The sequence below is a fragment of the Shewanella halifaxensis HAW-EB4 genome, assembly GCF_000019185.1.
GTDB lineage: Bacteria > Pseudomonadota > Gammaproteobacteria > Enterobacterales > Shewanellaceae > Shewanella > Shewanella halifaxensis.
This window is the reverse complement of sequence record NC_010334.1, coordinates 94407-116399: the sequence shown is the minus strand read 5'-3', so window position 1 is coordinate 116399 and position 21993 is coordinate 94407. Positions and strand designations below refer to the sequence as shown.

The 21993-nt window shown below is 46.0% G+C and carries 21 protein-coding genes; 8 read left to right on the top strand and 13 right to left on the bottom strand.

Features of this window, described 5'->3' with window-relative positions:
• Positions 1–10: 10 nt before the first annotated feature.
• The 5 genes from SHAL_RS00530 to SHAL_RS00510 all read right to left on the bottom strand — a co-directional run bounded on the left by SHAL_RS00530 (position 11) and on the right by SHAL_RS00510 (position 4023).
• A complete protein-coding gene (locus SHAL_RS00530) occupies positions 11–208 on the bottom strand; it encodes a twin-arginine translocation signal domain-containing protein (protein ID WP_012275237.1) in 198 nt (65 codons plus the stop codon).
• Positions 209–382: 174 nt separating this feature from the next.
• On the bottom strand, positions 383–1057 hold the full coding sequence (locus SHAL_RS00525) for a TorD/DmsD family molecular chaperone (protein ID WP_012275236.1): 675 nt from the start codon (positions 1055–1057) through the stop codon (positions 383–385).
• Positions 1058–1067: 10 nt separating this feature from the next.
• Positions 1068–2747: a 4Fe-4S binding protein gene (locus tag SHAL_RS00520; protein WP_012275235.1), complete on the bottom strand. Its 1680-nt coding sequence runs from the start codon at positions 2745–2747 to the stop codon at positions 1068–1070.
• 149 nt (positions 2748–2896) lie between these two features.
• Positions 2897–3559 (bottom strand): DUF3306 domain-containing protein, encoded by a 663-nt coding sequence (locus SHAL_RS00515; protein WP_012275234.1) that lies wholly within the window; start codon positions 3557–3559, stop codon positions 2897–2899.
• Entirely contained in the window at positions 3556–4023 is a 468-nt protein-coding gene (locus SHAL_RS00510; RefSeq protein WP_012275233.1) for a DUF3305 domain-containing protein, read from the bottom strand. The genes SHAL_RS00515 and SHAL_RS00510 overlap by 4 nt, the downstream gene beginning before the upstream one ends.
• A gap of 295 nt (positions 4024–4318) precedes the next feature.
• Here SHAL_RS00510 and SHAL_RS00505 point away from each other — a divergent pair, with 295 nt between their 5' ends.
• Both SHAL_RS00505 and SHAL_RS00500 read left to right on the top strand, forming a co-directional pair.
• Positions 4319–5149, top strand: a complete 831-nt coding sequence (locus SHAL_RS00505; protein WP_223296229.1) for a formate dehydrogenase accessory sulfurtransferase FdhD — start codon at positions 4319–4321, stop codon at positions 5147–5149.
• A 47-nt stretch (positions 5150–5196) separates the two neighbouring features.
• Entirely contained in the window at positions 5197–6102 is a 906-nt protein-coding gene (locus SHAL_RS00500) for a substrate-binding domain-containing protein (RefSeq protein ID WP_012275231.1), read from the top strand.
• A 131-nt stretch (positions 6103–6233) separates the two neighbouring features.
• On the opposite strand, the gene rlmF is transcribed toward SHAL_RS00500, so the two are convergent.
• A complete protein-coding gene (gene rlmF / locus SHAL_RS00495) occupies positions 6234–7376 on the bottom strand; it encodes a 23S rRNA (adenine(1618)-N(6))-methyltransferase RlmF (protein WP_012275230.1) in 1143 nt (380 codons plus the stop codon).
• Between the two features lie 57 nt (positions 7377–7433).
• Positions 7434–7835, bottom strand: coding sequence for a flagellar basal body-associated protein FliL (locus tag SHAL_RS00490; protein WP_012275229.1), 402 nt, complete (start codon positions 7833–7835; stop codon positions 7434–7436).
• 153 nt (positions 7836–7988) lie between these two features.
• Between SHAL_RS00490 and SHAL_RS00485 the strand changes: the two genes are divergently transcribed.
• Positions 7989–8552 (top strand): chorismate--pyruvate lyase family protein, encoded by a 564-nt coding sequence (locus SHAL_RS00485; protein ID WP_012275228.1) that lies wholly within the window; start codon positions 7989–7991, stop codon positions 8550–8552.
• Positions 8553–8610: 58 nt separating this feature from the next.
• On the opposite strand, the gene SHAL_RS00480 is transcribed toward SHAL_RS00485, so the two are convergent.
• The 4 genes from SHAL_RS00480 to SHAL_RS00465 all read right to left on the bottom strand — a co-directional run bounded on the left by SHAL_RS00480 (position 8611) and on the right by SHAL_RS00465 (position 14801).
• The gene (locus SHAL_RS00480; protein ID WP_012275227.1) at positions 8611–11415 is read right to left on the bottom strand and encodes an immune inhibitor A domain-containing protein; all 2805 of its coding nucleotides are present in this window, start codon (positions 11413–11415) and stop codon (positions 8611–8613) included.
• A 1-nt stretch (position 11416) separates the two neighbouring features.
• The gene (locus tag SHAL_RS00475) at positions 11417–11719 is read right to left on the bottom strand and encodes a hypothetical protein (RefSeq protein WP_012275226.1); all 303 of its coding nucleotides are present in this window, start codon (positions 11717–11719) and stop codon (positions 11417–11419) included.
• A 143-nt stretch (positions 11720–11862) separates the two neighbouring features.
• Entirely contained in the window at positions 11863–14028 is a 2166-nt protein-coding gene (locus SHAL_RS00470) for an MGH1-like glycoside hydrolase domain-containing protein (RefSeq protein WP_012275225.1), read from the bottom strand.
• Between the two features lie 176 nt (positions 14029–14204).
• Positions 14205–14801, bottom strand: a complete 597-nt coding sequence (locus SHAL_RS00465) for a YhgN family NAAT transporter (protein ID WP_012275224.1) — start codon at positions 14799–14801, stop codon at positions 14205–14207.
• A 217-nt stretch (positions 14802–15018) separates the two neighbouring features.
• Between SHAL_RS00465 and SHAL_RS00460 the strand changes: the two genes are divergently transcribed.
• Both SHAL_RS00460 and SHAL_RS00455 read left to right on the top strand, forming a co-directional pair.
• A complete protein-coding gene (locus SHAL_RS00460) occupies positions 15019–16647 on the top strand; it encodes a hypothetical protein (protein WP_012275223.1) in 1629 nt (542 codons plus the stop codon).
• A gap of 86 nt (positions 16648–16733) precedes the next feature.
• Entirely contained in the window at positions 16734–17495 is a 762-nt protein-coding gene (locus tag SHAL_RS00455; RefSeq protein WP_041416186.1) for an NRDE family protein, read from the top strand.
• 229 nt (positions 17496–17724) lie between these two features.
• Here SHAL_RS00455 and SHAL_RS00450 read toward each other — a convergent pair whose 3' ends face one another.
• Complete coding sequence (locus SHAL_RS00450; RefSeq protein WP_012275221.1) at positions 17725–18147, bottom strand: YybH family protein; 423 nt, start codon at positions 18145–18147, stop codon at positions 17725–17727.
• Positions 18148–18289: 142 nt separating this feature from the next.
• Between SHAL_RS00450 and SHAL_RS00445 the strand changes: the two genes are divergently transcribed.
• Both SHAL_RS00445 and SHAL_RS00440 read left to right on the top strand, forming a co-directional pair.
• A complete protein-coding gene (locus tag SHAL_RS00445; RefSeq protein WP_012275220.1) occupies positions 18290–18841 on the top strand; it encodes a lysophospholipid acyltransferase family protein in 552 nt (183 codons plus the stop codon).
• A 100-nt stretch (positions 18842–18941) separates the two neighbouring features.
• Positions 18942–19568, top strand: a complete 627-nt coding sequence (locus SHAL_RS00440) for a LysE family translocator (protein ID WP_012275219.1) — start codon at positions 18942–18944, stop codon at positions 19566–19568.
• Positions 19569–19708: 140 nt separating this feature from the next.
• On the opposite strand, the gene SHAL_RS00435 is transcribed toward SHAL_RS00440, so the two are convergent.
• Positions 19709–20962 (bottom strand): mechanosensitive ion channel family protein, encoded by a 1254-nt coding sequence (locus tag SHAL_RS00435; RefSeq protein WP_012275218.1) that lies wholly within the window; start codon positions 20960–20962, stop codon positions 19709–19711.
• A gap of 194 nt (positions 20963–21156) precedes the next feature.
• Here SHAL_RS00435 and SHAL_RS00430 point away from each other — a divergent pair, with 194 nt between their 5' ends.
• Complete coding sequence (locus SHAL_RS00430; RefSeq protein ID WP_012275217.1) at positions 21157–21693, top strand: hypothetical protein; 537 nt, start codon at positions 21157–21159, stop codon at positions 21691–21693.
• The last annotated feature ends 300 nt before the right edge of the window (positions 21694–21993 follow it).

Below are 21993 nucleotides of genomic sequence, written 5' to 3'. Positions count from 1 at the left end.
CTTTTAATTATTAACTGCGCAATGTGTCGTAGTAACTACGAACATGGTCAGACTCTTGATAACCGCTGCCTTTTTTCGCGATAGGTGCGGCGTCAGGTTGTGCGGCAAGAGCTTGTCCACTTGCAGTTGCAACTGCGCCAGCCGCACCGCCGATAGCCAATGCTTTTAGCAGTTGACGACGGCCCATGTCGGAAGCTTGCTTCTTCATAGTGTCTCCTTAGATTTACTGAAATTAAGATAAAGGATTTATTGCTAAACTATTTATCCAGTTATTGTTGGGCTCTTGTTGAGAAGAATCCCATTTTTTGTCTATCTCAGCTCAGGCCTATCGATTAACAACAAACGCTGAGCTGACATAAATCCAAACCTCTACCGTTAGCGATTAAGACGCTAACTCATTGGTAGATGGCTCAATTTTTTCAGACGCTTCTGCTTCACTGCCTGGGCAGTTAACAGGAATGTCTAAGCTTAATTGTTCAAACTCATTGGCTTCGATAACGAAAAACGCCTTAGCCAACTGCGCAACCGTTGCATAAAATGCCGCGCTTGGCGCTTTAGCTAAGTTATCGCAGAAACGCTCAATCCAACTGCCCATGTGGCGCTGATAGAAAGCAAGTTGACGATAACTTGGAGCTTCCAAGATCAAGGTGCCCATGACTTCACACAGTGCAGCAACGTGATCTTCTGGCTCTTTAACGTCTTCTTCACGCTCAAAGCCAAGCTGCATTAAGTCATTGCGTAACAGCGCCAATGGCTTGTCCATCAATGAACCAGTCATGAACCAACTGCCGTAGGGTAGAATTTCACCACAGCCCACGCCTAGGAATACGTTGAAATACTCATCTTCAAGCTGTTCATCACTAAATTGCTGAGCGGCCAACTTTAGACCCACCCAAGCTTTAGTCATGTCGCTGTCATCATCGGCATCGATCTCTAAGCCAGATAAGAACTCAAGTAGCTCATGGCTTGGTTGACGACGTAATAATGCAGCTAGCAACTGATAAATATCGGCTCTTAACTGATCGTTTTCTGAAACTTCTCTTACAAATTCGGTCATGGTTAAACTCTTATCGCAGTTGCTTTTCAGGATCTTGAAGAATGTCTTCAAACATGTCTTTTACTCGACAGTCACCACACATTTTTAAGCGGTCGGTGTTGGCACTGAAGGCACTGTGGGTTCCCACCACATCTAACATCCGCTTCACCATGGATTGAGTCGCGAACGGCGTGCCGCAAGTAATACATTCGAACGGAGCTTCTTCATGCAAGGTTTGACGCGTCTGACGTGCCGCTTTATCAAGGTTGACCTGGGGTGTTAAGCTGATGACCTTCTCAGGGCAAGCTGTCTCACATAGGCCACACTGCACACAGTCTTGCTCAACAAAATGCAGTGCTGGTAGATCGCCGCCATCGGTCAATGCCATCGTTGGACAAGTCGATACACAAGACATACACAAGGTACAGTTCTCGGTATTAACACTTACTTGGCCATATGGAATATTGCTTTGAGAAAAACAGCTATCAACTGATGCCGCTTGCTCATTGAGGTGATCGATAGCGTTGTAAATTGTTTCGCGTTTAGTCGTTGCCACAAATTCTGCAGGAACAATGACTGGCCAGCTAGCGCTAGTGATAAGTAGCTCAGAAAGAGCTTTGGCACCCACTTCTGTTAGATGCGCTTCAGTGATCAAACTGATCCGCTGTGGCTGACCCATCTCATCAAGAATATCGTTGGCTAAGGACAGTTCACCATGCAGCATCTGGGTTAGTGTTGGCGCCGTAGCATCAGTTTGCAGGATTAACACCTGACGAGCGCCCCATGCCAATGCTGACATCCAGTGGTCCATACTCGCAACGGTAATCTCTTCCATCTCAATAGGAATGATTTCACCTGCTAACGCGTCAGTTACTAGCTCTGCACCTTTACCCATATCATGGAAAAGGATCACTGGGGCAATTTGCGCCTGAGAGCGGAAGCTAGTGACTAGCTTTTGCAGATAGGTATGCATGGCCTGCGGAGTCGGCAGGTCATAACTAATCGCGCCAGTTGGGCATGCATTAGTACAACTACCCGCACCGTGACATAGGTAAGGGTCGATTTCGATCTTCTTCTCTATACTCGCAATTGCATCGGCAGGACAGAAGTTCAAACAGCGGGTGCAACCTTCATTACCGCTACGGTAATGGGCACAGATATCGCTGTTCACTTTGACATAGCGTGGCTTATCGAACTGACCAACGAGAGATGGAAGCTGCTCAAGCGCTTCATCCAACTTAGCTTGATCTTGCCCCACGTAGAAATAGCCAGGTGGTAGCATTTCAAGGTTGATGCAAGGGCTCACGCTAAGGTCGAGGATCAAGTCGAAATGGGCTTTGCGAATCGCAACTGTACTTAATTCAGCACTGCCATCGCCATGCTCTACCTTAACTTGAAATTGGCCTAAGAAACCTTTGATTTCAATAAGCTTGTTATAATAACTTTCCACATTTTCTGCGGCAGTCATTACTTTTTCCAAGTGGGCTTCGTCTTGGCTAGTGATAGGCTCATTGGCTAAAATGGCACACTGCCCCATGCTAGATAACTTATCAGCCGCTAAACGTGCCAAGTCTTCTGGCCCGATAACGAGAACGTTACCCTCGGTGGTGTAGCTAACGGTCGGTGGGATCAGGTTTTGAATCACCTGAGTCCCAGCAAGGACCTTCTGTCGAATCTCTTTGAGTCCAACCTGTGTTTCACTATTGCTCACATTGCGTTCCTGAACAGTTCTTTGGCTGCTTCTGTATATGAGTGTCGCTGTTTTATTTCGCTCTTTTTATTAGCGCCAGCTATTAATTACACTCTATTACAGCAATTCACATACCAAATTTGTGGAATTTAAAACACTCTATAGTAACGTTAAACAACTTTACTCGTCGAAGCGTCGCTGCTTTCTGGTTCATTTTGGGTCACGTTGTCTTGGTGACCGTCCAAAATGTCCGACACAGAATCTGCATCATTAAGGCGTTCATTTTGATCGGAGTTCTCAGCGGCAATCATCTCATCTGATGCAGCCTCAACTCCCTCTTGCGTTCCCTCTTGCGTTCCCTCTTCATCGTCTTCATCTTTGACCATGTATCGGAATACTTTTTTAGCTAACTCCGCTGAGACTTCGGCCGACAATTTAGGCTGATTGCTGTAATCGAGCGCATATTCAAGCAAGCCATCAATCTCACTGTAGTGAGGCTGTTTCCAGAGCGCCTTTAACGCGGCGGACTTAGCTGCTGGGTCAACGTTAGCGCCCATAAAGCTGGCAAAACTACCACCGACTTCAATCTTCTCAGGATCAGGTAGATCTTCAGCAGTTAAGATTCTATCGGCATCCGCTTCTACTTGTGCATTTTCAATCGTTTGAGTTGAATCCTGCGCTGTAGACTGCTCCGCTTCAGCTTGCTTTTGTGCTGTAAGCGCCTGCTCTTCGGCGAGTTGTTGTGCAGCAGCTTCAGCCGCGGCAACTTCTGCTTCGCCTTCAGCCTCTACTTGCTGCTTTCGCAGATTCCAGCGAGATAAAAATCCGCTCATGCTCTATCCGCCGTATGATCGGTACTAGGGCCTTCATTCTTGCGACGGTTAACATGCTTACGACGATGAGCGCAGATTTCGACTTCACCATGACGAGTAATAAAGGCTTCGATCCAGCAGGCTATGGCTTTCGGCATAGGAATGTTTAGTACGGGAGTGTCGGCTTCTAGACAACCCGCTGCGACATTCTGATCAGCAGAAATAGCGACTGGTTTCCACTCACCCTCTTCTGTTTCGTCACAGACGATATAAAGCATGGCATTATCCATATCGATATTGATACGGTAGCTTCCGCGTTCATCTTTATGGAGTTCTAGCAAAATTAAGTAGGCACCCTCAGGTGCGGCGTGGGTGGCGGGAAGCATCTGGTCGACTTCCCACTGTACTGAGGTCCATCTTCCGACTTGTTTCTCTATCTTCTTAAGGGAAACGTACATTGGCCATTGGCTTTCGGTATGTTGCATTCAGTCTCCGTCTTGCCTGAGGTGGCTGCCAATATGGCAAGCCAACTAAATAAATACTCCCTAAAGCTAAAGCAATATGCGTGCCATACAATATCAATTGAATAGTTTGAACTAGATCAACTATTCCAAGCAAAGACTAGGACATTTTGTCCAAATTGCAATTAGTGATAGGACATAAAAGGGCGACCCAGCCCCGATAAATGTGATCTACTACTAATTTTACCCCCTATAAAATTGGGTACAGATATTGCTTAGCACTAGGTGCAATTATTTCCTTTAACAGATGATGGGTCATATGACAGCATACAAAAGCAATCCAACGTTAATTAAAACCAACACCGACGTCCCTCTCACGATTGCGGTAACCGCCATTAATGAGAATGGCGAAAAAGTGGATAAGTTCATTGCATGCGAGCGCCCCCTCACCGTCTATTTAAACTGGCAGCCGATCGTGACCTTAATGACACTCGGCGCACGCGCGGAAGCGTTGTCATTGGGCTATCTTAAAAACCAAGGGTTTATCTCCGATATCAACAAGCTTGAGTCCGTTATTGTCGATTGGGACGTAAACTCGGCTGCCATTATTACCAATGAAAAAATTGAAAATTTAGATGAAAAGTTATCAGAAAAAACCGTTACCACTGGCTGTGGTCAAGGCACGGTTTACGGCGACTTTATGACCGGCCTCGATGATATTGTTCTACCGACGCCGCAGTTGAAGCAGAGCATGATCTACAGCCTGCTAAAAAATATCAGTGCCTATAATGAAACCTACAAAAATGCAGGTGCAGTGCATGGTTGCGGCTTGTGTAAAGATGATCAAATTGTTGGTTTTGTTGAAGATGTTGGCCGTCACAACGCTGTTGATACCCTAGCTGGTGAGATGTGGCTAAATCAGGACTCAGGTAACGATAAGCTATTTTATACCACGGGTCGCTTAACCTCAGAGATGGTGATTAAGGTCGCTAAGATGGGGATCCCGGTGGTGTTATCACGCAGCGGCGCAACCCAGATGGGGCTTGAGCTGGCACAAAAGTTAGGGATTACCATGATTGCTCGTGCTAAAGGTCGTCACTTCTTAATTTATAACGGTGCAGAGAACGTTGAATTTGATGCACTTTCTTAAGCCAATACCCCTAATATTATCGATAAAATGCGTGACAAGGAATAATAATGACTGAGCCGACTGACCTGATCTATATGAGTGCCAAACAGGTATCTGAGTACCTAGATCTCAATGAGAAGAAAGTCTACTCAATGGCCAACGATCGGATTCTACCCGCGACTAAAATCACTGGTAAGTGGCTGTTTCCAAAAATTTTGATCGACAGATGGGTAATGGACTCCTGTCACAGCGGTATGCTGTCTGACCGTATGCACATCACAGGTAGTGATGACCCTCTGCTATCGATGCTTGTGGCAAGAATGATGTCGCAGGTAGGTAAAAGTGAACTGATCAGCTACAGTTCTACAGGTTCACGCTTAGGTCTAGACTTACTATCCCGAGGTTACGCCGATGTGTGCACTCTGCACTGGGGCAGTGTCGAGGAGCGTAGTGTACGTCACCCTGCATTACTACAGGGTTATGCCAACCATCAGCAGTGGGTTATGGTGCACGGCTATACCCGCAAGCAAGGTTTGATGATGCGTCCAGATATGCATCACCGCTGCCAGGAGCTGGACAAAGTGTCTCAACAGTCTTGGCGTTGGGTTGCTCGTCAGGCTGGTGCGGGTAGCCAACAACACCTTGAGCAGTGGTTAATGAAGCAAGGTGCTTCATTTGAAGAGCTGAACTCGAGTATTGTAGCTCAAAGTGAACGTGAGCTAGCGGGCTATATTGCTCGCAACAATGCCGATATAGGCTTTGGTTGTCAGTCGGTAGCACTTGAGAGCGGCTTAAGCTTTGTACCGTTAGTCACTGAATCATTTGATTTTGTCATGCCTCAAGGGATCTATTTTAGACGCCAGCTACAAAGACTGTTCAACTTATTAGCTGAGCCACAAACGCAACAACTTGCAGCGACCCTAGGCGGTTATGATTTAACAGATTGTGGGAAGTTGCTCTGGAATGGTCAGTAACCCTATCAAGCTGTAATAAGCTAAAACAGCTTATATTGGCTAACTTGGTGAAATATCATTTTCCATAAATCTCGATGCCGTCACCAGATAGAACTGCGTACTGAAAAGCTGATGAGCTGCTCATCAGCTTTTTAATTTTCCACATCTCGATATTGTGCCCACAATTCTCTTTGTTCAGGCTTAAGGAAGGTCCAAGCTAACACTCGGGTGATCTTATTACCTTGGTGCATCTCCATCTCTTTCACCTCTTCCGCCTTTACCTTAGCTAACAAGGCTTTTGCAGGCTTAAGGTTTTCCTTTTTAGACACTAGCGTGGTGAACCATAAGCACTGGCTAGCAAACTCATGACTCTCACTGATCATAGTTTGCAAAAACTGCAGCTCGCCTCCCTCACACCATAACTCGGCTTTCTGACCGCCAAAGTTAAGGGGCGTTTCAGTTTTAGTCACAACAGGCTTTGTACTACGTAACGGCTTAGCCTCTGATGATTTAGCTCTATTTGCCGCAAGGTTTTTAAGCTTACGCGCTGTGCCCTCACTCGCTTCTGCTAATGAAGCGTGAAATGGTGGGTTGCACAAGGTTATATCGAAGCGTTCGTTTGGCTCAATCACTCCATGGAATACATGTTTAGCATTAGTTTGTAGTCGAGAGTTGAACCTCGCTGCGATCGCTGGATTACTGGCAAACACCTGCTGGGCATTTGCAATAGAGAGTGGGTCTACATCACTACCTACAAAGCTCCAACCATAAGACTGAATTCCGAGCAGCGGGTAGATCACATTGGCACCAGTACCAATATCTAACACCTTAACTCTCGGCCCTTTAGGTACTCGCTTTTTGCTGGATTTTTTAACTGCGAGTAGATCTGCGACGTAGTGAATGTAATCGGCACGGCCGGGAATAGGTGGACATAAAAATCCAGCGGGAATATCCCAGTGTTCAACATCATAATGCAGTTTCAACAGAGCCGCATTTAGCATTTTAACCGCTTGTGGGTCGGCAAAGTCTATTGATAGATTACCGTAGGGATTAGGCTTAACAAAAGATTTTAGCGCGGCAAAGGCAGCGATCAAAGCAGGAAAGTCGTAACCCTTATTATGCACATTTCGCGGGTGCAGAGGCTTAGACGTTTGTGCCTTAACGGCCGTATTTTTCTGCCCCTTAACGATGGTCTTAAGCTTAGAATTTGGCGATTTAGAGATCACTTTTCGTTTAGGTGCTGAAGGCTTGCCAGCCTTGCGCTCTTGAGTAGAAGGTTTAGTTTTATGACTCATGTTTTAACGCGCTAGCACCTGTAAAAGAGCAAACACTACTGATGTTTGCATTGAAAATTAATCGTATAGATATTTAGTAAAGAGTAAATTTACAACTAGGGGTTTACCCGTTTCCTGCTCCAGAAGTTGATTCACTTTCTCGTAGCACTGACGGCGGATCTCTTCCTTACCCGTTAAAGACTTCACCTTAGCTTCAGTCTGGTTACCCAAGATCTCAACAATTGCGGCTCTTAACAGAGGATCGTGTCTCTCTAAACTGACCAATTGTTCGGGTTTCTTCACCATCAATTCAACACTGAGTCTGACATAGCCTAGTTTCTTTCTATTTGAAATGTAGTTAGTGACTATTTCAGGTTCGAAGCCATAGTAAGCGTACTCTTCTAACGGTTTCTTGTCGGCCGCCACAGCACCAAAGCTACTGCAAAGCGCCACAAGTAGTACGGCTATTATTTTATTCATCTTCAAACTTACTCCCTGATCGATATTCGATGAGACCCGCTCTCATTCCATGTTCCTGCATGCCAAGCTAATCACTCTGTGTCGACAACCTCTACCTGCAACTGCACTGACATGCTAGACTGCTTCGGTTTGCTGCATTGTACCGAGAATTAGATGACTGTGACTAGGTTAAGCTTTCCTTATGGTGAATCAATCCAATGGTTTTCGCCAGAACAAATCACCAACTTACCTACACCACCTTTTCAGGAATGGCTATTAAGCACCTGTAGCTTAACGCAAAAATTAAAAAAGCATTGCACTCATTTTGAAGTCAGAGTTCTTGGAGAAGACACCCTAATTCCACCAGCAAAAGAGGCCTTTGGCTGCGAGAGTATGTGGATTAGAGAGGTGTTACTGGTTTTAGACGGCATTCCATGGATCTTCGCGAGGACTCTAATTCCAGGGCAATTACTAGAGAAGAAACAACAAGAGTTTTTAGGTCTAGGCGTTAGACCCTTAGGCGAACTACTCTATTCCAAAGATGAATTTGTTCCGGGACGGATCGAGGTGGCTCACTTTGAAGCGTGCAGCAAAATCGCAAAACTCGCGGGATCACTACAACAAGATGTGAGTCAGGAGTTGTGGGGACGTCGTCGCTATTTTCAATATGAAACCGAGCAATTGGTCGTTAGCGAGGTTTTCTTACCCGCTGCACAAGAAGCCATCGCGAAGCTCTAGCTGCATAGCAAAAAATAAAAAACGCCCTAACTAGGGCACTTCATGCGGCGAGTTATGTCTATGAGGCTTGACGCCGATATAAGCTGAATAGGCCGAGCATAACAAGCGACAGCCAGCCTAAGCTACCTCCAGAAGAGCCACTGCGCTCAATAACCGCAGCAGTCACCGTTATTAACGCACTCTTTTGTGCTGTTTGCCCCATACTGTCCGTCACTGTTAGCATCACCGTATAACTGCCCGTCGCGCCATAGGTATAACTTGGAGATGCTGCAGAACTAGTATTACCATCACCAAACTCCCACAGGTAGCTCAGCTCACCGCTGCCACCTGTCGACTGATTGGCAAAGCTCACCATTAGATTTGACGTAGTTTGAGTAAAATTCACCTCAATCACCGATCCCACAACAAGAGTGGTGTTATTAGTAACACTAGCGCCATCACCATCGGTCACGGTAAGGGAAACTAAGTAATTACCATCGGTAGCGTAGGTGTAGCTTGGGGAGGCCTCACGGCTCGTACCATCTGTAGTACCAAAGTCCCATGTGTAGGTATAATTGCCATCACCGCCGCTAGCATTGGCAGAGAAGCTAGCTTCTCGACCTTGTAAGCTATAACTGATACTTGCATTCAGCTCTTGTAATTCTGGGGGCGTCTGGCTGGTATACCGAAACTGCACCATCGCATTACTGCTATTGCTAGATTGGGTCATCACCTCCATGGTTAAGCCAAGTTCAGGCAAAATGGTACCAGACTCTTTCTGTAGCGGCGCACTGAAATCATTGCCATCATCGAATAACTTAACCGCACTAAGGTGATTATCGTTAAAGTAGCTCGATTGGTTAAATAGGCTGAAAGCTGCATCTCTCACCTGAACACTAGAGTCATTACTACCGATTAAGTTTTGGTCTGCATCTACCACGCTAATTAAGCTATAACCTGGATGGCTGTTTACTTCATTGTTGATGTACTCCTGGTTTTCAAACCACAGTACGATCCCAGGATCATAAGATTCAGACTTAAGTCCTTTATCTACACCTTGTTGGCTTCTTAGCTGAACGATATAGCGCCGATCTTTACCTGGACGCTTGCTGCCTACCCGAGCAAACCCCGCATATGCAATGTCAGTCTCTTGCTCTGCACCATCGAAAAGCACGGTTTCGGTCGACTGTTTAATAGCGATATCGTCAAGCACTATGCCATAATCACCTACAGCCTGATCGGTCACGTAACGGATCGATATACGTACACTTCGGCCTGCATAAGGGCTTAAATCAAACTGAAGATCAACCCAAGCATTTGCACCTTCGGCTTCCGCCAAATCACTAGACTGACCTGTGATGATATTGCGTTCGTTATTAATCGAGTTACTCGACTTGGTATGATTTCCCATTATCGCTATACCGTCGACCATCAACTGAGCATAATCATAATCCAGCTCGATACTCCAATGTGCCAGCATGGTTAAGCTAAGCGGAGTTGCCGCCGGTAAGTCAACATCAAATGACATAGCATGGTTAATCATATCGCCTTGATCTGAGTAGTACTGAAACGCTCCGCTATAAGGTTCCTTAAACTCAATATCGACAGCGGGAACAGCAATAGAAAGCTGGTTCACCTGATCATGGTTGATAGCTTCAACAAGATTAATATCTAGCCCTGAAGCCGAAATAGAATCGAGCGCTACACTTTGCTCAGTGACCCAATTGCCTCCATAGATAGTCTGCAAATAGGAACGGGCATACGGACTAAAGCCTGAAGGCAAGGAGCCTGCAAGTGAGCCAGCCCAACTACCACCCGCCATAACTGACCAAAACCCTACCGGAGCGCCTTTGCCCAACTGAGTGGTATCGTATTCATCGGGCAGGCCCAGATCATGGCCAAACTCGTGTACACAGACTCCCAATGCAGCATCTATCGGTTGAATGGTATAGCCCGAAAGCTTTATCTCAGTCCCCGGCAGCGTATAGCTACCACCATCGACAAAGGATCGATGGGACCAGATAGCATCACTACCCAACATACCGCCCCCCGCTTCTTCACCAATACTCGAATGGAAGATCATCACATGATCGATAATGCCATCGGCTTCATTTGTTAAACCATTATTATTTAAATCATAAGGGTCTTCAATATCATAACTGGCCAATTCAGGCGCGCTCATACCTGCAACGGCCTCAGTAACGGCCTCTTTCACCAACTCAGAAACACCAATGTCGTTATCATCGTCATCGGGGTCATTGCCTCCATAAGCAGCTGCATTGCTTGTCGCGCGATACCAGCCCTTAACATCACCGGTAAAGAAGAAACTTCCACCCGATTCAGCCTGATAATATTGATACCCTGTCATCAAGGTTTGCCCTTGCGGCCCCTCATATCCTGTCTTTGAAAACAGCAGTGATTTGAAATGTTCTGGCGAATAGCTGTTATAAAACATCTGCGTATCGCTACTGCTTAAGCCATTATCATCGTGGCGTAAGTCTGGAAAGTCGATAAGCACGGTAAGCACTTTGACCGTTTTATTATTAAAGCTCTTCACTAAAGGTGATGAATAGTTTGCTGACTTTGCCCGCTGCTTAGCACGCTCGAGTCGCTTAATTTGTTGTTGTGCTTGGATCAGTGGGATTTTTTTGTTTCCATAGGCGCGTTTAGTAAAATCAGCTATCGCTTGCTGCTTTTCAGCTTCTGTTGCGTTAGCTGATAACTCACCGCGTTTAACCAGCCAATATAAAACCCGCTCTTTGTTAATCATGTTGGCATCAGCCGTGGTACCAGATGTCACAGGTACTGCGAGAGCAATAGGAGAGAATGAAATTATTGCTGCAAAAAATGCCGCTAACAATTTAATTTTAAGAAGTTTATTCATACTACTGACTTCCTTTTTTACAGTCTTGGAACGCTTTCTGACGCTTGCGAATATATTCAACAACAATTTGCTCAGCTTCGGCTTCAGTCATCTGTTCGGTGATTAAACCTCGCTCTTTAAGGTTAGCCTTAAGCTTAGTCGTATCTAGGATCGGGGGCGTTGAACTGCATAAGAGATGCTTACGAGGAAGATCACTGTGTGAGTCAGTGATAATAGACTGCTGATCTATTTCTTGAGAGCGGCTATTACAAGCCGACACAAAGACAATACTCAGAAAAATAACGACTAGGAGAGAAACTTTCATAGGCCACCCAATACTGCTGAATCACAAAACAATAACAACAACAGCAATACATTAACAGTCCAATTAATATATTTAGGCAGCCTATTTTAAAATGGCAGTATTATTAACTAAAAATCAAATGGTTATCAGTTTAGACTTCATGATTAATTATCATTCCCATCGACTAACCAGGATTGATAAAGAAGCAGTAGTACGGAAGCAGACCAGCTAAAGTTAGTGCAGTGTAGTCCCTCACCTGTTAGTGGGTTGTAATTTTCCCTAATCGGGCTTTGACCTAAAATACCCTCTCCTTGTGATACAAGTTGCTTCGCTAGTGCCTTGGCTTGTTGATGATAGCCATATCGCTCGACTCCCTGCAGGCCAAATAACGCCTGATCCAACCATACGGGGCCGCGCCAATACTTAGCAGCGGCAAAGTTAGGGCTATCGGCACTTACGGTCGGAAATGGAATTAAGGTGCCAAATTGTCCAGCCCCAAGGTGACGCTCAACTATAACTTTTGCTTGAGCCTCACTCGCCGCACCCGCCCAGAGCGGGAGCCAGCCTTCGACACCTTTTCCCTGCTCTACCATCAACTCGCTACCGGTTGCGGTATAACGAATATCATAGAAAAAGCCAGATTCTGGATCATACATCTGCATCTGGATCTGCTTAGCAAGCCGAGTTGCAGCCACATCCCATTTCACCACGGCACTATCATCGCCTAATACAGCCGCCATCTGTTGTAGAAAACGTTTCTCTGCGTAGAGGTAGGCATTAAGATCGACTGACTCCTGCGATACCGAGTAACCCACGAGTTGACCCGCCTGACGGTTTTGCCAAACACTCAGCGCCTCATCGACATCGAATCGTGGTGCGTTATCCATGCCCGACTCCCATGCAGCGGCTTCGATCACCGCTTCCACATCGATCGAACCATCTTCAGCCAAGTGGGCTGGATGTAAGTTAGCGCCATATTCGGCTAAGCCATTATCGTTATTGTCACGGTTGCGATACCACCACTCATGATAGGCCAACAGTTTGGGGTACATAGCCTCAAGAAAGCTGACATCCTTATCTTGCTCATAGATCTGCCACACCGCCCAAGCCGCTAATGGGGGCTTACCGTTACGCTCGTTCCAGTTGCCACCCTCACCACCGCGCTGACGATCTTTATTGTAGAAAATAGCATCGGGTAGGTTACCCGCATCTTGCGGCCTAACCGAGTCTTGCGCAGTAAATTGATAATCGAACATCGCCAGTACATTAGACTTGGCTAGGCTAGGGTCAAAACGTGCTAATGCAACCGCCTGCTTCCAACTGTCCCAGGCCCACACACCGTTAAACCACTTATAGGTAATCGACGGGGTAATCGCATCATGATCAAGTGCGCCCGCAGGACTGCGCCAATTGTGCAAAAGAGTCATCATGCTCTTAACCGCAAGTTGGCGAGCACTCTTATCGCCTCCTGTTATCGCTCTGTCTAATCTGGCTTGCCACTTGGCGCGATTATCGTTGAGCTGACCCGTTATCTTGCTCCAGTCGGGGGCCAGATGCGCACTGCGCTCGGCCTGAGTATGAAAATATCGCTGCGCCGAGACAAAAGTATGTTGCTGCCCCGCCGCCAGAGTCACGGGTTCGGCAAAGGCGCGATAACCCGATTGCTCATTGAGCATTATTTTCATATCGCGATCGAACCACAGCTCATACTCAGCATCGGCAAGCTGAATTCGCCAGGTTTCCATGATTGGATTGAGCTGCCAACTAATATGATTAGCATTCACTTCAGCCTGTTTGATGAGGTGGTAGTCCGGTTGCGAAGGGTGCGAATTAAAGGGAGAACCGTGCCATACCAACTGCCAAGTTTGTTCTTTTGGGGATAGATTGATCAATTCGGTACGGATGACCGCCGTACGATTATCACTATAACTGAGGGTCAAGTTAAGCTGAAAACCCGACCAGATGAACGTCTGCACTAGGGCGTCGGGCCTACTATAGATCTCGATTCGGCTGGCGCTGTCTAACGCGATAAATTCGTCTTTATCTATGTTGATCAACTGCAAGCGTTGCAAGCTGTCACTCAGATGCAAACTGTATTCTTGAGCGATAAACAGAGGCCCGGTAAAACCACCATAATAATCGGCATTATCGGGTAGGTGAAAGCCATGCCAAGCACCTTGATCGGTATATACAGAGCCAATAGTGAGATTGCCATTACTGTCACGCTGCTCCATCGAGGTTGGCGTGCCTTGGTAAGGCAGTAGATTTTGATAGTCGGCAGAATCCAGTGAAGAGAGGCTAGCAACACACAGTAGGAGGCAAGTTAGCATGATTTATTGTTATTTTTGAATATTATATCCCAAGTATTGCAGGCTAAAATTTAATCTGCAAGCGAGTTTAACTTTAGCTCACAATCCAGAAACGACAACTACCATGATCGACTATTAGATAACAGACAGCTTAAATTGATTCAAAGCCCACCGAGAGATGAGCTTTATAAACGGATCTACAGTCCTGTGTGACTGATATAATTGGCGACACCATCGAGGAACATCTGCACCGAGATCATCACCAGCACCATCCCCATAAGACGCTCGACAGCGGTTAACCCTTTCTCACCTAACACTTTAGTGAAAGCTTTGTAGAACAGCAAAATCACCGCACTCGCCCCCCAAGCTGACACTAGCGCAATAGTCCAATCAAACATGCGATCATTGTCGGTGTGAGCCAATAGGATCAACGCCGCTAACACTGAAGGTCCTGCCATGAGTGGAATGGCCATCGGCACGATAAATGGCTCCTCCCCCGCAGCGAGGCCAACGACACCACCAGGCTGTGGAAAGATCATCCGAATCGCGATCAAGAACAAGATAATACCGCCGGCAATACTCACCGACTCGGTGCGCAAGTTTAGAAAGTTAAGAATTGCCTCGCCCGCAAACAGGAATAGCATCATGATAACCAAAGCAAACAGCAACTCACGGATCAGCACTCGGCGGCGCTTCTTCGGCTCAATGTGGCGCAATATCGATGCAAAAATAGGCAAGTTGCCTAAAGGGTCCATTATCAGGAACAACATGACTGCCGCAGAAAAAGTATCCATAGATAAATGCTTCTATTTGCCGTAAAAAATACTATTCTATTAGCTTAACCGATAAATTAACAAGTGGATGCCAAAAAACACCGTATTAGTTCACGGTAACGGTACATTTAGCGGCAACTGAGTATCAATGTAAATTCAACACAGTACTCTGCTAATTACCTACAAGGCTGGTATACTATAGCGCTTTTTTCGCTCTCCCGGTTTAAATTGGAACTCCATGCTGTATCTATTAGCTAGCTGCATCGCACTCTTATTAGGTCCTTTGTTTTATCGATTCTTTTCGACAGGCAATGGGCTACAAAAAGGCCTAGACGGATTTATATTCGTATCGCTGGGCGGCTTAGTGCTGATCCATATTCTGCCAGAGCTGCTAGAGCACGGTGGGTTTCTCGCGATTGTATTTGTGATTATCGGCATGTGGGGCCCCACTCTCAGTGAGCGGCTATTTCACCGTTACTCCGAAGTCACTCACAATCTCACCTTAATTTTAGGTATTGGCGGCTTATTGCTGCATACCATCACAGATGGTGGCGCGATGATCTTAGCCCAGCAACAGGGTAACTCCATTCTGTTGGCGCTAGGGATTATTCTACATCGACTGCCCGTTGGTGTGGCGATCTGGTGGCTACTAAAACCACAAGTGGGCAGCCGCTGGGCGATGATAGTGCTCGCGGCCATGATGCTATTAACCTGCGTCGGCTACTTTGCTGGCGAACAGTTACTATCACAGTTAAGCTTAGAAAATACGGTTTATTTACAAGCATTTGTTACCGGCTCTATCTTGCATGTCGTGCTACATCAACCTCACGGTTCACCGGATACCGATAAGCAGGGCAAGTTCGAATACCAAGCGGGTATAGGCAGTTTACTGGGTATCGTTTTACTCGTACTACTACTAATGATGGATTCAGGTGGACACGAACATCACCACCACAGCCACTCGACCGAACATCTACTCGACTGGATGCTGACAATTGCACCAGTGTTATTGGTCGCCTATGCAGTGGCGACTCTGCGCTTTCATTTTGGTCTCACGCCTCATGTTCAGCAGTTAAATCGTCTCTGGTTGCAACGCTTGTTAGGCCCAGAAGCCATTATCATTACCGGCTTACTTTTAGGGCCAACATTTGCACTATTACAAGCAATCTCAGTACTGATTATTGGCTGGCAACTGACACGCTGCAATGTAGAGCCGACGGATCCCCATGACTACCTTCCCGATTCAGCTTGGCGATTTGGTTTCGCTCACTTGGTTGACCGTAGTGCACCGTGGATCCTATTAAGCCTAGTGTTAGCCAATCTGATTGGTCACCCAGCGGTGCCATTATCTAGCCCGCTAGTACAGGTCATTGTGTTGTTATTGGTATTTTTACCGATGCGCTTCTGTAATTTAGGTGCCGCGGTACTGTCTTTGTCACTCGCCTATAGTGGCTGGACGACCACTGCAGTGATGCTGCCATTAATTGCCGCGCCCATATTCAACTTAGCCCAGCTAAAACTGATGAATTGGACGCAAAAGGCCAGCTTGTTTGCACTGTTAATTACCCTGCTTGGGGTCATTGAGCTACTGCATCCTAAGTGGCAAGCCATGATTCACCTACCTGCCACGCTAAACAACATCAGCCTGATCATTGTGGCTATCTTGTTCGCTGCCAGCTTGCTTCGTCTAGGACCACGCAAATTCTTAAGTCGACTTATGCTGCTGAAGCCAAAGACTCACCATCACGCACACGGTGATGGACATGGCCATCAGCACAGCCATGAACCCGATCATCACAATCATGGCCATGAACACAGCCATGAGAGCGCCCATAAGCATGGGCATGACCATAAGCATCGCCATTAACGACGGCTTTATCTGAGTCGTTCTAGCTAGCTTTTCTAAGTCATGGGCATTAACCTGTATCCATGACTTAGATTTGAGCTATGTTTATGTGCATCCTATTTGTCGCGTTGCAGACTCACCCACAATTTCCATTAATCATCTGTGCCAATCGCGATGAGTTTCATCATCGCCCTACAGAGGCCGCCCATTTTTGGCCAACCTCAAACAAGCTAGTCGCCGGAAAAGACCTAGAAGCTGGAGGGACTTGGCTAGGAGTGAATCAACAAGGCAAGATAGCGGGGCTTACCAATATCCGCGCACCAGAACTCAACCAAAATGATATGAGAAGCCGTGGAGAGCTGGTATTAAAGGCCTTAGAAGACGATGCTCTCAATCATGACTGGTTACAGATCCATAGCCGTTTCTACAACCCATTTAATTTACTCTTTGGCGATGAAGAACAACTACAGTGCTTCGATAGCCGCAAGCAAAAATTAACCCGACTCACCTCAGGGTTTCACTCCATCAGTAACGGTGCTCTCGATGATATTTGGCCTAAAATGGCACGAGGCACTCAGGCAATAGAGCAGCATATTAGCAACCACCCTATTCCCGATGTCGATGCTCTGCTTACGATTATGATGGATAACACCCAGGCACCGGATGAAGAGCTGCCCCAGACAGGGGTAAGCTTAGAATGGGAAAGACACCTGTCTTCGGTCTATATTCGACATGAAGAGTATGGTACTCGCTCGACTAGCATCATTTTGAAAGACAAGCAGGGCAAGATACATTTCACCGAAGTGAGATATGACGGCAAGGGGCGCAACTTAGGTCGAGATGAATTCGTTATAGAGGCAGCAAGTTAGACTCGCTTTATTGCGAGCCATTTATTTGCCTCATCTTACAGCTAGCTCATGCAATAGTAAGATGAGCTTATAAAGCATTAATCTTTTGCGTCACGCTCATTTATCACAGCATGCCCAATCAAAAAGAGTGAACCAATAACCAGTACTGCTGCAGGTAATATAAACGCCATATAAGCTCCTTTTGTTCTAGCTCGTCTAACTTTACTCATATTAATTCAGTCTAGCAGGATCAATCTGAGGTATGGTCGTGAGTGATCACCCAGCGGTCATCGATTTTCTCAACCAACAGAGTAAACACACCATTAGGGTTATCTTTAGCTCGCTCTAGTGACCAGCGTCCGACAACAATCGCCGCATAGTTGCTGAGCATTTTGGTTTCTTTGATCGTGAAAGTGAGCGTTCCTAAGGTCGCCTTATCGGGGTAATGCTTCTTGTAAGCTGCTAAAGTTTTATCCCAGCCATAGCTAAATTTGCCATTGGATACGAAACGCATTTTGTCGTTATTCCAATAACCCAGCATATAAGCATCCAAGTCACCGCGGTTCCATGCAGCTTCTTGTTCTGCCAAGATATTCGCAATATCATCCGTTGGTACAGCATTAGCGTTAAATGCCAAGCACAACAATAAGACACTTAATCCTTTTTTAAACATTGCCACTCTCCGATCGGGCTTTATTAGGTGTACTATACCCCAAATCTCTATCTGAGGTCTTATAACCAATCATAACGAGTGATTGGCTAAAGCTGCAGAAAACATCAATACTCTTAAAAAAAGGCCGGAAGGTTTTCGTTATATGTTTCAATTATTTTGGAAAGGGCTGCTAAAACTCATCGGCTGGAAAATATCCGGCGAGCTGCCAAAAGATAAACAATTTATTGCCATTGTTGCGCCGCATACCAGCAACTGGGACTTCATCATTGGCGTTATCGCCCGTGGTGCCCTCGGCGTACAAGTAAACTTCTTGGGCAAACACCAACTGTTTATTCCACCTTGGGGCTGGTTTTTCCGCGCGATTGGTGGCACACCTGTCGATAGACGTAAAAGCAATAATTTGGTCGATGCGGTGGCAGATCTATTTAAAACTAACCCCCATTTTCGCCTAGCTCTGGCCCCTGAAGGCACCCGTAGCCCAGTGTCTCGCTGGAAAACAGGTTTTTATCATATCGCCAATAAAGCTCAAGTGCCGATCATCACCGTTGGACTCGATTTCGGCAGCAAGACCATAGTGATTGCCGAAGGCAAGGTGCCCACTGGCGACATCCGACAAGAAATGAATGAGATCATCGACTTTTATCGCTCAATCCAAGGCCGTCACCCTAAGGCCATTCCTGACTATACGGCCTAATTAAAGGCTAGGCTCATTGCTGACTTTATTTCAGTCTAGATTGCCTAAATAATGTCTGGCGGCTATAGTGCTGCCAGTCATTTTAAATTGTATAAAATCTATGAGCTTTGATACTTGGTTACTCTACCTGTTTGCCATTTTGTTAATTGCAGTGTCTCCAGGCACCATGGCTGTATTGTCTATGGGTCACGGCATTCATTATGGTAAGAGCCGCAGCATAGCCACTGCATTTGGCAGTGTGACTTCAGCATTGATATTAATGATGGCATCGGCTGCGGGCTTAGGTGCACTGCTAAGTGCAACAGAATATGGCTTTACGGTATTAAAATGGTGTGGCGCAGCTTACCTGCTGTTTCTGGGCATAAAATTACTGCTCACTAAAGGTGATGGCAAAGGGCTGCAACTAAAAACCACCGAAGGCAAGGGCACACCTAAGCAACTATTCAAGCAAGCCTTTCTCGTTGGGATCAGCAACCCTAAAGATCTGCTATTTTTTGCTGCGCTGTTTCCTCAGTTTATCGACATCAGTGCGCCTCAAGGCCCACAGTTAGCCATCTTGGCTGCAACTTGGGCGGTAGTGGATTTCAGCTTTGTGATGATCTACGCCAGCATGGCGAATGTATTGGCACCAAAATTAAAGGCGAGCAACAAGCTGCATTGGTTCGACAGAACCAGTGGAGGGGTATTTGTGGCATTAGCCGCTATCTTGGTAAGCCGCGAGAACTAGCTTTCAATAGGTAAAAAATTTAAATAACGACTTTCTGAGCAGGCAAAGCCTAATTGATGATAACTCGCTACTGAAATAGGTGATTCAAGCCTGAAAATAAAAGCCAGCTTTCAAGCTGGCTTCTTATACCAATCACCGCACTAATGCTTCAAGCTACGCACATCAGCCCCTGTTGGCCCTTGGAATACCCTAAGATCAAACTCTGGCAATATCGCAAAGAGGTGATCGAAAATATCAGCTTGAATGCCCTCGTAAAACTCCCAGCGTGTATCGTTAGTAAAGATATAGAGCTCAATAGGTACACCCAGTTCGGTTGGTGCAAGTTGGCGCACCATCAGTGTCATGTCTTTACGGATCTTATCGTGCTGAGTTAAGTACTCCTGGATATAGGCTCTAAAGGTACCGATATTGGTCAAATGACGGCTATTCACGTACATATCCGCATCTTCAACATGGGCATTATATGTAATGATCTCCGCCGATTTCGCAGAGAAATAGTCTTTAAGGTGATTGATCTTGTTTAAGCTGCGCATATCGTCTTCAGTTAAAAAACGCACCGATTGAATATCAATTTGTATCGCGCGCTTAATCCGTCGACCGCCTGATTCAGACATGCCACGCCAGTTTCTAAAGGACCCTGAAGTTAAAGAATAGGCAGGAAGCATGGTCAGGGTTTGGTCGAAGTTACGCACTTTAACTGTGGTTAACGACACCTCTTCGACGGTACCGTTGGCACCGAAGTTATCCATCTCGATCCAGTCTCCAGGACTCACCATGCGATTAGCCGCCAACTGAATACCCGCAACGAAGCCTAAGATAGTATCTCTAAATACCAACATGACTAAACCAGTCGCGACACCTAAACCGCTTAGAAAATAGACGGGTGATTGGTCTGCCAAAACTGAAATAGAGATGATGATGGCCACAAAGAACATGAACAGTTTAGCTAGCTGCACAAAGCTCTTGATCGGCAACCTTCGACTGACTAAGTTATAATCCGCAATCTCATTAGCGGCATCTAAGGCGCTGTAAATAGTACGGATAAATAACACCACGATAGTGACGTCTAGTAGTCGATCAGTCAGGCTGCTAAGAACAGTGTGATCATACAAGGCTAACGGCAACAGAATATTCAAGATAATAACGGGGACAAGTACGGCCATCTTCTCCAATACTTGATGACGCATGAAAATGTCATCCCAATGAGCTTTAGAGCGCAGGATAACTAGATTCATCGTGGTCACGACACCACGTTTTACGAAGAAATACCCGATAAATGCCACCACAAAACATGCAAACAGCATAATCGTAATCGAAACACCATCAGATGGCTGAGTGTCGATACCAATATTAGTTAACCACTGAGCAATCGCAGCGCGTAATTCCTGATCCAAAGCTATTCTCCAATATTTTCGCGCTCAAGGGAGCACTCAACGAATTAAAATAGATCCAACATAAACAACTAAAGGTTGAAACAAAGGCATCACAAACCTCTATTGTATCAATCATTTTAGCACTGTTAGTTGACTGTAAACCAAAGATTTAGAACAATCTATCACCATCAGCAAGCCATTTTATTGAGGGAACGATGATTCGATACTTGATAGCCAGTCTAATTACGCTTACCAGTTTAAACGCCGTAGCAAATGACTTCAGTCTAGAACCCGATACTAAGCCCGCCCCAGTGATGGCTGTAACCGTAGACTATATTCCCGCCGCAGAAGATATGTATGGCATTACCTTTGCTCCTCGTCATTATGACCGTGACTACGCCGACTGGGGGTATTACATAGGCTATGCCCAGAGTAAAAAGGAAGACGTTTATGTTGAGCCACCAGGTGAAGCCTATACCCAAGACTCTCTATGGCGCTTTGGTATTAGTTACACGTTAACGGGGGATTTGAGCCTCTATGGCGGTGCGACCGCCTATATTACCGAATACTCTTCAACGACCAATATTGTGCCTTATGTTGTCGGTGCAGAGCCCGTTTGGGAAACGGAGAAAGGTACCACATGGGGCGGCGAAATCGGTATACGTTACGTAATAGGAAAACATCTTATACTAGGCGCTGGCTATAACTCGGCGACAGAATCGGCGGTATTTAGTATCGGTTACTCTATGTAACGTTACATTGTTATCGCTAAAAACACTGCCCTATACCAGTGGACGCTATTGCGATATTTTCGCGACTGGCGCCCTCTGTAATCCCCTACCTGACACTATCGCCGCAACATTGTAATAAAGCTAAATCTTCTTAAACACCTGTGGCTCGACATACCATTTAGCCTTGTTAGTAAAGTGCAGTTTCTCACCACACATTATTACTATTTCGTAAAAATCATTTTCAATTAAGCCCAATTATCATTTCACTTGCAAAGAGTAAACTTGCTCCATCGATTGAGAGCAGGCAAGTCACCCTCAAAT

What these genes read in the sequence shown, in the direction of transcription:
- SHAL_RS00490 (WP_012275229.1), bottom strand. Translation starts at nt 7,835, where the DNA reads ATGAATAAAATAATAGCCGTACTACTTGTGGCGCTTTGCAGTAGCTTT.
- SHAL_RS00455 (WP_041416186.1), top strand. Translation starts at nt 16,734, where the DNA reads ATGTGCATCCTATTTGTCGCGTTGCAGACTCACCCACAATTTCCATTA.
- SHAL_RS00485 (WP_012275228.1), top strand. Translation starts at nt 7,989, where the DNA reads ATGACTGTGACTAGGTTAAGCTTTCCTTATGGTGAATCAATCCAATGG.
- SHAL_RS00460 (WP_012275223.1), top strand. Translation starts at nt 15,019, where the DNA reads ATGCTGTATCTATTAGCTAGCTGCATCGCACTCTTATTAGGTCCTTTG.
- SHAL_RS00445 (WP_012275220.1), top strand. Translation starts at nt 18,290, where the DNA reads ATGTTTCAATTATTTTGGAAAGGGCTGCTAAAACTCATCGGCTGGAAA.
- SHAL_RS00480 (WP_012275227.1), bottom strand. Translation starts at nt 11,415, where the DNA reads ATGAATAAACTTCTTAAAATTAAATTGTTAGCGGCATTTTTTGCAGCA.
- SHAL_RS00450 (WP_012275221.1), bottom strand. Translation starts at nt 18,147, where the DNA reads ATGTTTAAAAAAGGATTAAGTGTCTTATTGTTGTGCTTGGCATTTAAC.
- SHAL_RS00525 (WP_012275236.1), bottom strand. Translation starts at nt 1,057, where the DNA reads ATGACCGAATTTGTAAGAGAAGTTTCAGAAAACGATCAGTTAAGAGCC.
- SHAL_RS00470 (WP_012275225.1), bottom strand. Translation starts at nt 14,028, where the DNA reads ATGCTAACTTGCCTCCTACTGTGTGTTGCTAGCCTCTCTTCACTGGAT.
- SHAL_RS00475 (WP_012275226.1), bottom strand. Translation starts at nt 11,719, where the DNA reads ATGAAAGTTTCTCTCCTAGTCGTTATTTTTCTGAGTATTGTCTTTGTG.
- SHAL_RS00465 (WP_012275224.1), bottom strand. Translation starts at nt 14,801, where the DNA reads ATGGATACTTTTTCTGCGGCAGTCATGTTGTTCCTGATAATGGACCCT.
- SHAL_RS00530 (WP_012275237.1), bottom strand. Translation starts at nt 208, where the DNA reads ATGAAGAAGCAAGCTTCCGACATGGGCCGTCGTCAACTGCTAAAAGCA.
- SHAL_RS00440 (WP_012275219.1), top strand. Translation starts at nt 18,942, where the DNA reads ATGAGCTTTGATACTTGGTTACTCTACCTGTTTGCCATTTTGTTAATT.
- SHAL_RS00500 (WP_012275231.1), top strand. Translation starts at nt 5,197, where the DNA reads ATGACTGAGCCGACTGACCTGATCTATATGAGTGCCAAACAGGTATCT.
- SHAL_RS00505 (WP_223296229.1), top strand. Translation starts at nt 4,319, where the DNA reads ATGACAGCATACAAAAGCAATCCAACGTTAATTAAAACCAACACCGAC.
- rlmF (WP_012275230.1), bottom strand. Translation starts at nt 7,376, where the DNA reads ATGAGTCATAAAACTAAACCTTCTACTCAAGAGCGCAAGGCTGGCAAG.
- SHAL_RS00510 (WP_012275233.1), bottom strand. Translation starts at nt 4,023, where the DNA reads ATGCAACATACCGAAAGCCAATGGCCAATGTACGTTTCCCTTAAGAAG.
- SHAL_RS00430 (WP_012275217.1), top strand. Translation starts at nt 21,157, where the DNA reads ATGATTCGATACTTGATAGCCAGTCTAATTACGCTTACCAGTTTAAAC.
- SHAL_RS00515 (WP_012275234.1), bottom strand. Translation starts at nt 3,559, where the DNA reads ATGAGCGGATTTTTATCTCGCTGGAATCTGCGAAAGCAGCAAGTAGAG.